General features: G+C 35.3%; 14 protein-coding genes and 1 other RNA gene. 7 read left to right on the forward strand and 8 right to left on the reverse strand.

The window, feature by feature from the left end:
* The first annotated feature begins 206 nt into the window (after positions 1–206).
* The 4 genes from smpB (at position 207) to VIG73_RS12775 (ending at position 3149) form a co-directional block, all read left to right on the forward strand.
* Positions 207–680, forward strand: a complete 474-nt coding sequence (smpB, locus tag VIG73_RS12760) for an SsrA-binding protein SmpB (RefSeq protein ID WP_331642588.1) — start codon at positions 207–209, stop codon at positions 678–680.
* 86 nt (positions 681–766) lie between these two features.
* Positions 767–961, forward strand: coding sequence for a DUF2892 domain-containing protein (locus VIG73_RS12765; protein WP_331642590.1), 195 nt, complete (start codon positions 767–769; stop codon positions 959–961).
* Positions 962–1151: 190 nt separating this feature from the next.
* Positions 1152–1511, forward strand: a transfer-messenger RNA (tmRNA) gene (gene ssrA / locus VIG73_RS12770).
* A gap of 585 nt (positions 1512–2096) precedes the next feature.
* Positions 2097–3149 carry a M42 family metallopeptidase gene (locus tag VIG73_RS12775; RefSeq protein WP_331642592.1) on the forward strand — a complete coding sequence of 351 codons (1053 nt, stop codon included), beginning with the start codon at positions 2097–2099 and terminating at the stop codon, positions 3147–3149.
* Between the two features lie 122 nt (positions 3150–3271).
* On the opposite strand, the gene trhA is transcribed toward VIG73_RS12775, so the two are convergent.
* Positions 3272–3919, reverse strand: coding sequence for a PAQR family membrane homeostasis protein TrhA (trhA, locus tag VIG73_RS12780; protein ID WP_331642594.1), 648 nt, complete (start codon positions 3917–3919; stop codon positions 3272–3274).
* A 131-nt stretch (positions 3920–4050) separates the two neighbouring features.
* Between trhA and VIG73_RS12785 the strand changes: the two genes are divergently transcribed.
* The gene (locus tag VIG73_RS12785) at positions 4051–4635 is read left to right on the forward strand and encodes a DUF1836 domain-containing protein (RefSeq protein ID WP_331642596.1); all 585 of its coding nucleotides are present in this window, start codon (positions 4051–4053) and stop codon (positions 4633–4635) included.
* 24 nt (positions 4636–4659) lie between these two features.
* Complete coding sequence (locus VIG73_RS12790) at positions 4660–5643, forward strand: LLM class flavin-dependent oxidoreductase (RefSeq protein WP_331642598.1); 984 nt, start codon at positions 4660–4662, stop codon at positions 5641–5643.
* A 293-nt stretch (positions 5644–5936) separates the two neighbouring features.
* On the opposite strand, the gene VIG73_RS12795 is transcribed toward VIG73_RS12790, so the two are convergent.
* Positions 5937–6950 carry an FUSC family protein gene (locus tag VIG73_RS12795; RefSeq protein WP_331642600.1) on the reverse strand — a complete coding sequence of 338 codons (1014 nt, stop codon included), beginning with the start codon at positions 6948–6950 and terminating at the stop codon, positions 5937–5939.
* 310 nt (positions 6951–7260) lie between these two features.
* Between VIG73_RS12795 and VIG73_RS12800 the strand changes: the two genes are divergently transcribed.
* Positions 7261–8463, forward strand: a complete 1203-nt coding sequence (locus VIG73_RS12800; protein ID WP_331642602.1) for an NlpC/P60 family protein — start codon at positions 7261–7263, stop codon at positions 8461–8463.
* 47 nt (positions 8464–8510) lie between these two features.
* On the opposite strand, the gene VIG73_RS12805 is transcribed toward VIG73_RS12800, so the two are convergent.
* The 6 genes from VIG73_RS12805 to VIG73_RS12830 are packed head-to-tail and all read right to left on the reverse strand — an operon-like array spanning position 8511 to position 12265.
* Positions 8511–8852, reverse strand: coding sequence for a CrcB family protein (locus VIG73_RS12805; RefSeq protein ID WP_331642604.1), 342 nt, complete (start codon positions 8850–8852; stop codon positions 8511–8513).
* Positions 8853–8862: 10 nt separating this feature from the next.
* Positions 8863–9240, reverse strand: a complete 378-nt coding sequence (gene crcB, locus VIG73_RS12810) for a fluoride efflux transporter CrcB (RefSeq protein ID WP_331642606.1) — start codon at positions 9238–9240, stop codon at positions 8863–8865.
* A 1-nt stretch (position 9241) separates the two neighbouring features.
* Positions 9242–9652 (reverse strand): Fur family transcriptional regulator, encoded by a 411-nt coding sequence (locus tag VIG73_RS12815; RefSeq protein ID WP_331642608.1) that lies wholly within the window; start codon positions 9650–9652, stop codon positions 9242–9244.
* A 5-nt stretch (positions 9653–9657) separates the two neighbouring features.
* Positions 9658–10503: a metal ABC transporter permease gene (locus tag VIG73_RS12820; protein WP_331642610.1), complete on the reverse strand. Its 846-nt coding sequence runs from the start codon at positions 10501–10503 to the stop codon at positions 9658–9660.
* A gap of 11 nt (positions 10504–10514) precedes the next feature.
* Entirely contained in the window at positions 10515–11273 is a 759-nt protein-coding gene (locus tag VIG73_RS12825; protein WP_331642612.1) for a metal ABC transporter ATP-binding protein, read from the reverse strand.
* Between the two features lie 26 nt (positions 11274–11299).
* On the reverse strand, positions 11300–12265 hold the full coding sequence (locus VIG73_RS12830) for a metal ABC transporter solute-binding protein, Zn/Mn family (RefSeq protein ID WP_331642614.1): 966 nt from the start codon (positions 12263–12265) through the stop codon (positions 11300–11302).
* Positions 12266–12492: the final 227 nt, after the last annotated feature.

Genomic DNA, 12492 nt, shown 5'->3' on the forward strand with positions numbered 1-12492 from the left:
CGTCGTTGCCCGTGAAGTTACATCGCATTAAGCGCTTCAATGTCATCTAAGCTTGTCCTTATTTGCGAAGTCGACAAGAGGAGCACAATTTTTATCTCTCGCTAGAATTTGTCACTCTATGTTGCAGCAGCATCCTTGTAAAATTGGTAATTCCGCTTATTTTTTGTTAAAATGAATCACACCGAAACAGTTGGAGGAATACGGATATGTCGAAGCAAAAAGGAAAGACAATAGCCCAAAATAAAAAAGCGCGGCATGATTATTTTATTGAAGATACGATTGAAGCTGGGATTGTACTTCAGGGAACAGAGATTAAATCAATTCGAACTGGTAGAGTACAGATGAAAGATTCCCATGCACGGATTGATCAGAACGGTGAAGTTCAGCTTATCAATATGCATATTGCACCGTATGAACAAGGCAATCGTTTTAATCATGACCCGACGAGAACAAGGAAATTATTGCTACACAGAAAAGAAATCGACCGGTTGATGGGATTAATGCAACAAAAAGGATATGCGCTTGTTCCTTTAAAAATCTACATCAAAAATGGTTTTGCTAAAGTATTGCTAGGTCTTGGAAAAGGTAAGAAACAGTATGACAAACGTGAAGATTTAAAGCGTAAACAAATGAAGCGAGATATTGATCGCGCCGTAAAAGATCATATTAGAGGTGTTTAGGTCTAATAATTACGGGCAAATTCCATGCCCCCGGTGGTATTGTGAGGTATAATATAAGTAAATAAAAAACACCGAGGTGACGATATATGGAAAAAAATGTAGGTAATGTTGATCGCGTCATTCGTTTCATTGTTGGTATTGTACTATTATCATTGTTATTTATGCTGGAAGGTGGTATTAAATGGGTGGGCCTTCTTGGAATCGTTATGATATTTACAGCACTAGTAGGTTATTGTCCACTGTATAAACCACTTGGGATTAATACAAATAAAGGAAAATAAATAATTAACTTTTATTCCAAAAGCTAGATGTTATTAGTCAATTGACCACTAATGTAAGAGCATAGCTGATATATGGTTACTGTATTATATCTATTTGATTCCACAGCATCGAGCACTTGATTTTATCATTAATTATTGATATAATATAACTGTCAAGAGATTTATCCTTTTTCACGTTCGAAATTTTTAGGGGGACGTTTTGGATTCGACAGGGATAGGTCGAGCTTGAGTGGCATGTCGAGGTTACGACTCGTAAAACGTTAACGCCTAAATTTAACTGGCAAAGAAAATAATAATTTCGCTTTAGCAGCTTAAGCTAGCTAAAGGATCCTTCCTACTATCGCCCGTGTAGTAGATGAAGGGTCTCAAATGAAGCGGGCTATACGTTAACTCGCCGTCTGAGGGTTAGCGTTGAAACGAATCAGACTAGCCATTCATAACGCCTGTTGGTAGGCCGTTGAATTGGTGAAACATAATATATCAACTACACATGTAGAAGCTTAAGTGACGATATCCTTGGACGTGGGTTCAACTCCCACCGTCTCCATACATAATATATTTATATGTCCAGAATAAATGCCGCCAGTCAAGGCGGTTTTTTTGTTGGAAATTCAAGGCGACAAGCAAATGTCTAAATGCTCTACATATAAAACAGCGTAGAAAATAAAGTGTTTTCTCCGCTTGTTCTTATTTTGGGTGTTTCAAAGAATTTTCGTGGATAAAAGTCAAGTTAATATTTAACACAATCTGATTTGACATTTTTCATTAATTGATCATATTTTCATTTTTAACTGTGCCTATTCCTTTAACTACCCATAATAATATTGGATTAAGAATGAGAATCTCAAGTGCACCAGCCTAATCATTTTCACATACTTAATAATCATTCGCATAACAGCCTTTTTAAACCTAATATAAACAGAGAACGTCAAAATTCATCGGTGCTGTGCCAAGTGTTGTATTGAAATATGGGATATATGTGATTGCAAAAGAGTGTAAAGTCACAAAATGTTAAAAACAGCCAATATACACCGATGAAAATGTTTGAAGAATAATGCAAATCTCACAAAAGCACCTTGTTCAACTCGATATTAACGCGTATGATAAATATAGAAAGCTAGAAAGGGGTTTAATAATGAGTACATATCCAAACACTGACGAAACAAAACAATTGATTCAAAAACTTGTTTCTATTCCTAGTCCATCAGGCTTTACTGATCAAGTCATTCAATTTGTAGAAGATTATTTAAAACAATTAGAGGTTGAGACGAAACGTAATAACAAAGGTGGCCTCATTGCAACAATACCAGGCACGAACAATAATGAACATCGTATGTTAACAGCTCATGTTGACACACTTGGTGCGATGGTTAAAGAAGTAAAAAATAATGGAAGATTACGTCTCGATTTAATAGGTGGATTTCGCTATAACTCAATTGAAGGTGAATATTGTGAGATTCATACGTCAAGTGGAAAAGTATATACGGGAACGATTTTAATGCATCAAACATCAGTCCATGTTTATAAAGATGCGGGAACAGCTAAACGTAATCAAGAAAACATGGAAGTTCGGATAGACGCTGAAGTGAATGATGCCGATGAGGTTCGTGAGCTTGGCATTGAAGTAGGAGACTTCGTTACATTTGACCCGAGAGTTCAAATCACTGAGAATGGCTTCATTAAATCACGTCATTTAGATGATAAAGCAAGTGTTGCGATTTTATTACAACTCATTAAGCGGATTAAAGAAGAAAAGATAACATTACCATACACAACCCATTTTCTGATTTCTAATAATGAAGAGATTGGTTATGGAGGTAACTCCAATATTCCACCAGAAACAGTTGAATATGTCGCTGTTGATATGGGAGCAATAGGTGATGGTCAATCAACTGACGAGTATACGGTTTCTATTTGTGTAAAAGACTCAAGTGGTCCTTATCATTATGGTCTTAGAAAACATTTTGTCTCTATTGCGGAACAAAATAATGTAGGCTATAAATTGGATATTTATCCATACTACGGTTCCGATGCATCAGCAGCGATTCGGTCTGGGCATGATTTAGTACATGGGTTAATTGGACCAGGAATCGATTCATCACATGCTTTTGAACGAACACATGAAAAAGCTTTAGTCAATACGGAACAATTATTATATTATTACATCCAATCGAAAATGGTTATCTAATATATAAAGGAGCATGTAAAGGTCATTTTTGACTTTTATCTGCTCCTTTTTTCATTTACTACATCGCTAGCATGATCGACGGATTTACCCTGTATTGCCATTTAATCAATTAATACTGTCGGTTAAATAACATATCCGTAAATACAGAGAAAATGAAGTAGACTGCCGATCATAATGAAAATATGAAAAATTTCATGATGCCCCATATAACGGAATTCAAGCCAGGTCGGTTTAAACCAATAAATAAGTCCACCAATCGTATAAATAACACCACCTGATACGAGAAGCAACATCCCTTCTTTGCCAATTATTTCAGCTAATGTCCCACTATAAAAAATGATGAGCCAACCCATAATAATGTAAATAGCTGTTGAGAGCCATCTTGGTGCTTTAAACCAAATAAGTTTATATAGCACACCAAATAAGGCGAGACCATGAATAATCGTAAATAATATCCATCCTTTTGTGCCTGACAACCCAATTAAACTAACCGGTGTATATGTTCCAGCAATAAAGACAAAAATCATCGCATGATCAATACGTCTAAACAGCTTAATGACATGATCTTTCGCCATAATCATATGATAAGTAGCCGAAGCACTATATAACAAAATCATACTAACACCAAACACAATCACAGCAAACAATTCGACATATGAAGAAGAAATAACAGTTGTTTTCATAATTAATAGAACAAGACCAACGACAGAGACAATCGCTCCAAATAAATGGGTCAATCCATTAATTGGTTCACGTATATAAGCGTTCATATTCAACACCCCTTAATGTAGTTATTGAAACTACATACTATAATACACACATCACAACAACTAGTCAATGTTTACATGTGTCGTTTTTATGCTTATACTAAAAGTAAAGACTTTATAAATGAGGGAAAGAAATGAAACAATTACATGAATTAATTGAGTCAAGTGGTTTAGAAACACAATTAGAATTGGAAGATATTCCTGATATAGATTTATATATGGATCAAGTGATTCAATTATTTGAAAGGAAATTTAGTGACACGAAACGTTATGAAGATGAAAAAATTTTAACGAAAACAATGATTAATAATTATGCGAAAGGACGTTTATTTTACCCAATAAAAAATAAACAATACACAAAGAACCATATTATATTAATTAGTTTAATTTATCATTTAAAAGGGACGTTAATGATTAAAGATATTAAGTCACTTTTAGAACCATTGAATAAACAAGTTGTTGAGGATAAATTTCCTTTAGAAAAGTTTTATGACCAACATGGATTGCTTTTAAAGCAACATATTAAACAAGTTAAAGAAAATATGTTACATTTGTCAGACAGTGTGAGCGATGTCGTTGATGAAATCGAAGGAATAGAGTCGACATATATAGAACAACTCCAAGTTGTTTTATTATTTTCGGAAATAAGTCAAGCTTATCGAAGGGTTGCTGAAAAACTCGTTGACGAAATAAATGCAACATTTAATGAACATGAATAGTAAGCGTGACGAAAGGAAGATTCGATGAAGTTAAGTATTTTAGATCAAGTCCCATTCTCAGAAGGAGCAAGCCAGCAAGAAGCTCTACACCAAACAATTCAACTAGCAAAGTATGCTGAACGATTAGGTTATGAAAGGTATTGGATAGCTGAACATCATGATTTACCTGGCTTGACATGTCCAGCACCTGATGTCTTATTGAGTCGCTTAGGAGCGGAAACGAATAAAATAAGGATAGGTGCAGGTGCCGTATTATTGCCACATTACCGTCCCTTTAATATAGCTGAGCGTTACAATCTATTAGCTACTCTGTATCCTGGACGGATTGATCTCGGTATTGGTCGGGCACCAGGTGGTTCAGCCGAAGCGACATTAGCTCTATCGGAGCGTTATCTTGAAAAAGTTAGACAATATCCAGAACTCATTGATGAATTGCGTCAGTTTTTAACGAATGGATTTCCACTAGACCATAATTTTTCTAATGTCACAACACGTCCTGTTCCACCAACCCAGCCGAAAATGTGGTTATTAGGAACAAGTGACAAGAGTGCTCAATTAGCAGTGGAGAAGCGCTTACCTTATTCTTTTGCTCATTTTATGTCGGATTCTAATGGCCCGCAGATTGTTCAGTCATATAAGAAAGCATGGGAAGAAACATATCCGAACGAAAGGCCATATGTGGTTCTAGCTGTATCAGCGATCTGTGCCGAAACCGAACAAGAAGCTGAAGAACTCGCTTTAAGCCAAGCACTATGGCAAGTATCCCAAGATAGCCCGATTCCTTCAACTGAAAAAGCGAGACAACATCAATTTACTGAACAGCAGAAAGAAATGGTGAAAAAGTCAAGAAAAAAACAAATCATTGGAAACCCTGAACAAGTAGTGAAGGAATTGTTAAAACTAAAAGAGGTCTACGATGCAGATGAAATCATGATTTTAACGATTACTCATTCATATGAAGCGCGGAAACGTTCCTATGAATTAATTGCGAATACGATTAATGGATAATAGAGCTGTTGCCATATAGAAGTCAGGCTATCCAATGTGTTGTCTCGTTGATAAAAATCACGTTGAGAGAACGCATTGAGCCTTCAACGTGTTGTCTCGTTGATAAAATTCAGGTTGAGACAACGTATTGAGCCTTCAATGTGTTGTCTCGTTGATGAAATTCATGTTGAGACAACGTATTCAAGGTTAAATGCAACTTAGCCCGCGGCTGATCAAAGGTAACCTCGCATTGAATGCCCATATATCAGAACAAGCGGAGAAAACTCACACTCTCCGCTTGTTCTATTCATATTTTAATCTTCATTATAGAAATTTTCTATATGCTGATAAATAGCGATTAACTCATAGAGGACGATCAGTTCAGGTGGGAAATGTGTGGGATGTTTTCCACTAGATGTCATTTCCTTATTATCTTCCCAGAACAATGTTGTTAGTTGTTCCATCTGCTCACGAAGAAATTCTTTATTGTACGCTTTCGGTTGTTGCATCGCTTCTTCAAGAATACGAATCGATTGAAGAATGATTTGGCGGTCTGCTTTCGTCCACGAAATTGTTTCTAAAGGTGTATGGACTAAGTTTTCGATGTGATAAATAATCATTCGCAAACTATTCAGCTGTTGTTTCACTTTTTCAGCATTCTTTTTCTCAATCCCTACAAGCGGATGAATCTTTGCTTCGTCCTCTTGATAGCGAATAAGTGCTTCCGCATGTATAATTTTACTCCGCATACGCTTAAGTGCCTTTCTATCAGCTATATCATCTTCATGTCTATTTTCTAGAATATCGTGAAAAACATCATATAAGAGATTCGCAGTCTTTTTACTTATTTGTTGTATATGTTTAATAATATCTTTCGAATAGTCAGGTGGTAGAATTAACATGTTAACAGCAGTTGAAACGAGTAGACCAATTGTTGTTGTACCGAGACGGATAAAAAAGGCAATTAAGAAATGACTGTGGACAACCTCAACCATGGCGACAGCTGTCAATGTTGCTACAAGTAAACCAGCATGCAAATTTAATTTATAGCATGTCAAGATTGTTAGGACAGCTGATAATGTATATGTAATCGGTGAATTACCGAATATCGAAATAAAAAAAACCGTATAAGCAGAACCAATCGCTGAAGCAGGGAAACGAATAATCCCTTTTCTAATAGAGTCTGACACGGTAGGTTCAATCGTAACAATGGCTGTAATGACCGCAAAGACAGGCGGCCAGCCAATTAATTCACAAATCCATGCCGTTAAAAAAACAGCGATTCCTGTTTTAATAACTCTTCCACCAGTAAATTGAAAACGCCGCATCATTTTTCCTCCATTTTAATTAAAATTTGACTTCAGTATAGCATATACAAGATTTAGAAATGAAAAACTATAAAAAACTTAACATGATGAAACAGTCGCATAACAAGCTCTATCACTAAAACTATTGTTTTGAAATATAATTGTAACATTACTATAATACGTGTGAAATCATTCGGTGTTATACTTCGTTTAGTAGAAAAGTATGAGAGATATACATAAGTATTTAATATATAAAATGTACTGCATATACATAATTCGTTTCGACATTTTTAAATCGTTTGCAGTTATTATGGGAAAGTGGGGAAGAATTTTGAAAAAGTCAATTATTACAGTTGCAACAGTATCAGTTGTTGGTTTAAGTAGTATGTTTATTACACAAACAAGCTATGCTGAGACTTTACAACAATTACAGAATAAGCAAGTAAACATTCAAGATGAACGCTCACAAGTCAAGAAAAATTTAACGAAAGCAGAAAAAGAGATTGCAGATCTCTTAATAGATTTAAAAGAGTTGAATAAAGAAATTGAACAAACGAATAAAGCATTAACGGCTAACAAAAAAGAAATGACAAAGACAAAAAAAGACATTACTAAGACAGAAGATGAAGTTGCTTCATTGGAAGAAGCTATTGAAGAACGTTTCGAGATTTTAAAAGAACGTGCCGTGTCATATCAAAGTAGTGGTGGAAGCATCGGTTTACTTGATGTTATCTTCGGTTCAAATGATTTCAATGATTTAATTAGCCGTGTGACAGCTGTAACAAAAATTACAGAATCAGATCAACAACTTATTGACAAAATTGATGAGGATAAGCAAAAAGTTGAAAAAAAGTTAACAGAATTAGAAGAAATGGAAGTTGAACTTCAAGGAATGCAACAATTAATCCTTGAGCAAAAAGAGGAAAATGAAGCACGTAAAGAAACATTAAAGAAAAAGGAAAAACAATTAAAGAAAAAAGTAAAGAAACTTAAAATGAAAGATAGTGATCTCGCATCACTCGAAGCACAAGTTTCTACTGATATCGAATCAGCACGTACACCTGTTGTAGCAATTCAAAATGCTTCTGAATCTGAAGGAACTACAACTGGAAGTGAAAGTGGAACGAATAAAAAGTCTACAGCACCAACAGCAAATCCTGCACAAACAGCTAATTTCGGTTCTGCTATTCAAGCAGGATATTCAGTTGTAGGAACACCTTATGTATGGGCTGGAAAAGGACCAGGTGGCTTTGACTGTTCTGGATTTGTTTCATGGGCATATGGAAAAGCTGGTAAATCATTACCATCTAACACAGCATCCATGAGAGGTGTCGGTACAAAAGTATCTTACGGAAATATTAAACCAGGTGATCTTGTATTTTTTGATACATATAAAACAGATGGTCACGTTGGAATTTATGTTGGTGGCGGTAATTTCATCGGTGCACAAAACAGTACAGGTGTAGCAGTTGCCAATATGACAAGCGGTTATTGGAAATCGAAATTTAGTGGCCATGTACGTCGTGTAAACTAATAAAATATAAAAGCAGAATCTCAAGATTGAGATTCTGCTTTTTTTTACTATAACATTAGAATTAAGAAAACAGCAATTAAAGAAATCATCGCTGTACTACATACATACATAATTGCTAACAGATGTTTTTTCTCTTGTATGAATTGTAATGTTTCGTGACCAAATGTAGAAAAAGTTGTATAAGCCCCACAGAAACCAATTCCAATGGTCAGCCAACCGACTTCAGAAATAAGCCCTAGCATATAAAGCTTAACAATCAAAACTAAGAGAATCGAACCAGTTATATTGACAATAAACGTACCAACACCGAACGGTTTAATTTTTGTCGATATATAATAGCGACATACACTGCCTAAGAATCCACCTACTGCTACAGAGAAAATCTCCATTTATAATCACCTAATTATTCACAACTTGAGCGACATAATAACCAGAATATGACAACAAGATACCACCAATCAGACTACAAAAGCAATACAAGATAGCTAGGAAATAATTTGTCTGAAGAAGATGAACGACTTCTACTGCAAATGTAGAAAAGGTTGTAAATGAACCGATTACCCCTACACTTATTGCGGTCATAAATAGTGGTGGTTTATCCCATTTTGTTCCGAAATAAGTCAATAAAAAACTAAGTATAAAACACCCACTTATATTGATGAGAAATGTAGCCAGGGGAAATCCACTGCTCGTCGAAATAAATAAGGAAATCGTATAACGTAACAGTGTACCAATAACTCCCCCAATACCTACCGCCATCATCGTTTTTAACTGCATATTACTGACAATCCGGACAACGACCATAAACTTCAAATTTATGATCGTCAATTTGATAGTTATTTAATAGGTGTGCTACAACATCATCCATTGGACAAACATTAATTTTCTTCGTATTACCACATTCTTTACAAATAAAATGATGGTGATGATGATCACTACAATTCATGCGGAAATGCTTTTCCGAATTAAGATCTGTTGATTCTAAAATACCAAGTTCATGATAGAGATGGAGATTACGATAAACCGTATCATAACTAATTCCTTCATAAATCGATGCCATATATTCATATAGTTCCTTCGCAGTTCGATAACCATCTTCTTTATGAAAATAATTAAGGATTTCTTGGCGTCGATCAGTCATTTTATAACCATTTTCTTTTAAAAGATCAAGCGATTCCTGAAGACTCATTTAATTCATCCCTCTTTCGATAAGATGTAAGAAAATCGTTTAACACTAATTGAAACGAGTAAAATAATAATAGCAACGACAACAATCGTTCCACCCGGTGGAATACTTAAGTAATAACCACTAATTAATCCTACTATAACAGCTATTTCAGCAAATACAATAGATAGAATGACCGTTTGTTTAAAGCTATGGCTAATACGCATGGCACTAGCAACAGGTAATGTCATTAACGCAGATACGAGAAGGACACCGACAATACGAATGGATACCGCTATGACAAGAGCGGTTAATACAATAAATAAAAAATGAATGCGTTTCGAATGAATACCTGAAACTGTCGCATGTTCTTCATCAAATGATAGAGTGAGTAGTTCTTTATAAAAGATACGTATCACGAAGATAATCAACGTCGCCATGCCGACAATGGTCCAGAAATCTTGCTGACTGACTGCTGAAACAGAACCGAATAGATAATTAAATAAATCATTATTAAATCCATTCGCTAAAGCAATAAAAATAACACTTAATCCGACACCACCACTTAAAATAATCGGTATCCCAATTTCTTGATAACCTTTATAGATATGTCTTAACTTTTCGATTAGAATAGCTCCAATAACAGAAAAAGCCATCCCACTATATAGTGGATTTAAAAACGGAAGTAGCATCATTTTTTCAAGTAATAGGCCGAAAGAAATTCCCGCCAATGTCACATGTGATAAAGCATCAGCTAAAAGTGATAGTCGACGTACAACGAGAAATGCACCAAGCAGCGGTGCGATAATCCCGACGAGTAAACCAGTTAAAAACGTATGACGTAAAAAATCAAACTGTAATAAATCAGCTAGCATAAGACACCTCCTTAATCATGATCGTGAATGATCGCCTGGACAGGATGACCGTAAATTTTTGATAATTGTTCTGTTGTTAGTGCGGTGTATTCCTCTGAATCACCGTGAAAATGTAATGTCCGATTTAAACAGGCGACATTTGTCGCATATTCAGTCATAACACCTGTATCATGGGTGACGAGCAGTAGTGTAAGATCGTTTTTGGCATTTAGTTCGTATAGAAGTTTATAAAATCGATCAACATTTTGGTAATCAATCCCAACTGTTGGCTCATCAAGAATTAATAGTTCTGGGTCACTCACTAAAGCGCGTGCAATAAACACGCGCTGTTGCTGTCCGCCAGACAAATCACCAATATTTCGATGTATATATTTCTCCATCCCCACGGATCGAATAGCTTCTAAAACCTTTTCTTTATGTTGTTTCTTAAAAAACTTAAAATAGCCGATTTTTGCTGTTAAGCCCATGGCAACAACTTCAAAAACAGTTGCTGGAAAACCTTTATTAAATGAGTTCGCCTTTTGCGATACAAATCCAATGCGATTCCAGTCTTTAAATTCACTCATCGGCTGATTTAATAAGTAAATCGATCCGTTATCTGGTTTTAAAAGACCGAGAATGATTTTAATTAAGGTTGTTTTACCGCCCCCGTTAGGACCGACTAAGCCCATGAACATCCCGCGTTTAATCTCTAAATTAACATTTTTCAATATTGGACGTTCACCATAGGAAAAATCAATGTTTTCCAAACGGATAACAGAATCCTGCATTTACTCAACTCCCTTTATGTTAAAGTTTACTTTGTCACTTCATCAAGGATTTTTAGGTTATGTTGCATTAAGCTAATATAATCATCTTTATTGTTAATATCTTCATCCCTCAGGACTTCTAAATTATGAAGCACACGTTCTTCTGCACCAATCTGGTCTTGGACAATTTTTGCCACACGATTAGTGCCTGTTTGATCATATAGAACATAGTTCATTTGTTTTTCTTCTGCTAATTTCGTGATTTTCGCCAAATCCTTTTGCGATGGTTCATTACTAGAAGAAAGGCCACTTATCGATATTTGCTCAATGCCATATCTGTCTTCCCAATAACCGAAAGCTGCATGACTAACTAATACATGTTTATGTTTCTTTTTTGATAAGGTATCGACAAACTGTTGATCTAAAGCTGTTAACTCTTCTTCAAGTTTCTTCAAGTTTTCTTCATATTGCTTTTTATAATCGGGATGAAGCTCACTTAATTGTGCTGTAATGATTTTACCAATGTCAATCATTCGTAATGGATCTAGCCAGATATGAGGGTCTAAATCTCCGTGGTCATGATGATGATCGTTTTCCTCATGAGCATGTTCATCATCTTCATGACCGTCGTGTCCGTGATCATGGCCATCACCTTCAATAAACAATTCTTCATGTTTTCCAATCTCCAGTAATGTGACATCATGGGATTTTAGGGCATCAGCTGTAGCTTCTGCAAAACTTTCCATACCAGAACCAAGATAAATAAAGGCGTCACCTTTAGCAATGTCGGTCATTTCTTTTGAAGAAAGTTCAAAAGAGTGGGCATCAACACCTGGTGGAATGACTGATTTTACCGTCGCTTCGTCGCCAACAATCTGTTCTGTTAAATATTGAATTGGATATATTGATGTATAGATAAGATCTTTTTGTTCTTTTGCATCATTCGTATCTTTCCCACATGCACCTAGTAATACAGTAAATAAAATAGCAGTAATCGTAAACAGTCTTTTCAAAATAAATCCTCCCTTAAATTCGTCAATTAATATCATATCGTAATGAATACGATTTGTAAATAGGAATCATTACGATTATGTGTTTTTATATGCTATCATTCACTGAGAAAGTCTCACTAATGATGGGTGGGGATGAATCGTTTATATATAATTAGTGATATAATCATAATTTAGGAAAGATACTCGATTAATACGATGTAAAAATGCTATAATGAGTTTTGTTATAC

This window comes from Cerasibacillus sp. (assembly GCF_036516575.1).
GTDB lineage: Bacteria > Bacillota > Bacilli > Bacillales > Amphibacillaceae > Cerasibacillus.

Excerpts from the sequence above, each read along its gene's own strand:
- VIG73_RS12775 (WP_331642592.1), top strand. The coding sequence starts at position 2,097 with ATGAGTACATATCCAAACACTGACGAAACAAAACAATTGATTCAAAAA.
- VIG73_RS12790 (WP_331642598.1), top strand. The coding sequence starts at position 4,660 with ATGAAGTTAAGTATTTTAGATCAAGTCCCATTCTCAGAAGGAGCAAGC.
- crcB (WP_331642606.1), bottom strand. The coding sequence starts at position 9,240 with ATGCAGTTAAAAACGATGATGGCGGTAGGTATTGGGGGAGTTATTGGT.
- VIG73_RS12795 (WP_331642600.1), bottom strand. The coding sequence starts at position 6,950 with ATGCGGCGTTTTCAATTTACTGGTGGAAGAGTTATTAAAACAGGAATC.
- VIG73_RS12765 (WP_331642590.1), top strand. The coding sequence starts at position 767 with ATGGAAAAAAATGTAGGTAATGTTGATCGCGTCATTCGTTTCATTGTT.
- VIG73_RS12825 (WP_331642612.1), bottom strand. The coding sequence starts at position 11,273 with ATGCAGGATTCTGTTATCCGTTTGGAAAACATTGATTTTTCCTATGGT.
- trhA (WP_331642594.1), bottom strand. The coding sequence starts at position 3,919 with ATGAACGCTTATATACGTGAACCAATTAATGGATTGACCCATTTATTT.
- VIG73_RS12805 (WP_331642604.1), bottom strand. The coding sequence starts at position 8,852 with ATGGAGATTTTCTCTGTAGCAGTAGGTGGATTCTTAGGCAGTGTATGT.
- VIG73_RS12785 (WP_331642596.1), top strand. The coding sequence starts at position 4,051 with ATGAAACAATTACATGAATTAATTGAGTCAAGTGGTTTAGAAACACAA.
- smpB (WP_331642588.1), top strand. The coding sequence starts at position 207 with ATGTCGAAGCAAAAAGGAAAGACAATAGCCCAAAATAAAAAAGCGCGG.
- VIG73_RS12820 (WP_331642610.1), bottom strand. The coding sequence starts at position 10,503 with ATGCTAGCTGATTTATTACAGTTTGATTTTTTACGTCATACGTTTTTA.
- VIG73_RS12815 (WP_331642608.1), bottom strand. The coding sequence starts at position 9,652 with ATGAGTCTTCAGGAATCGCTTGATCTTTTAAAAGAAAATGGTTATAAA.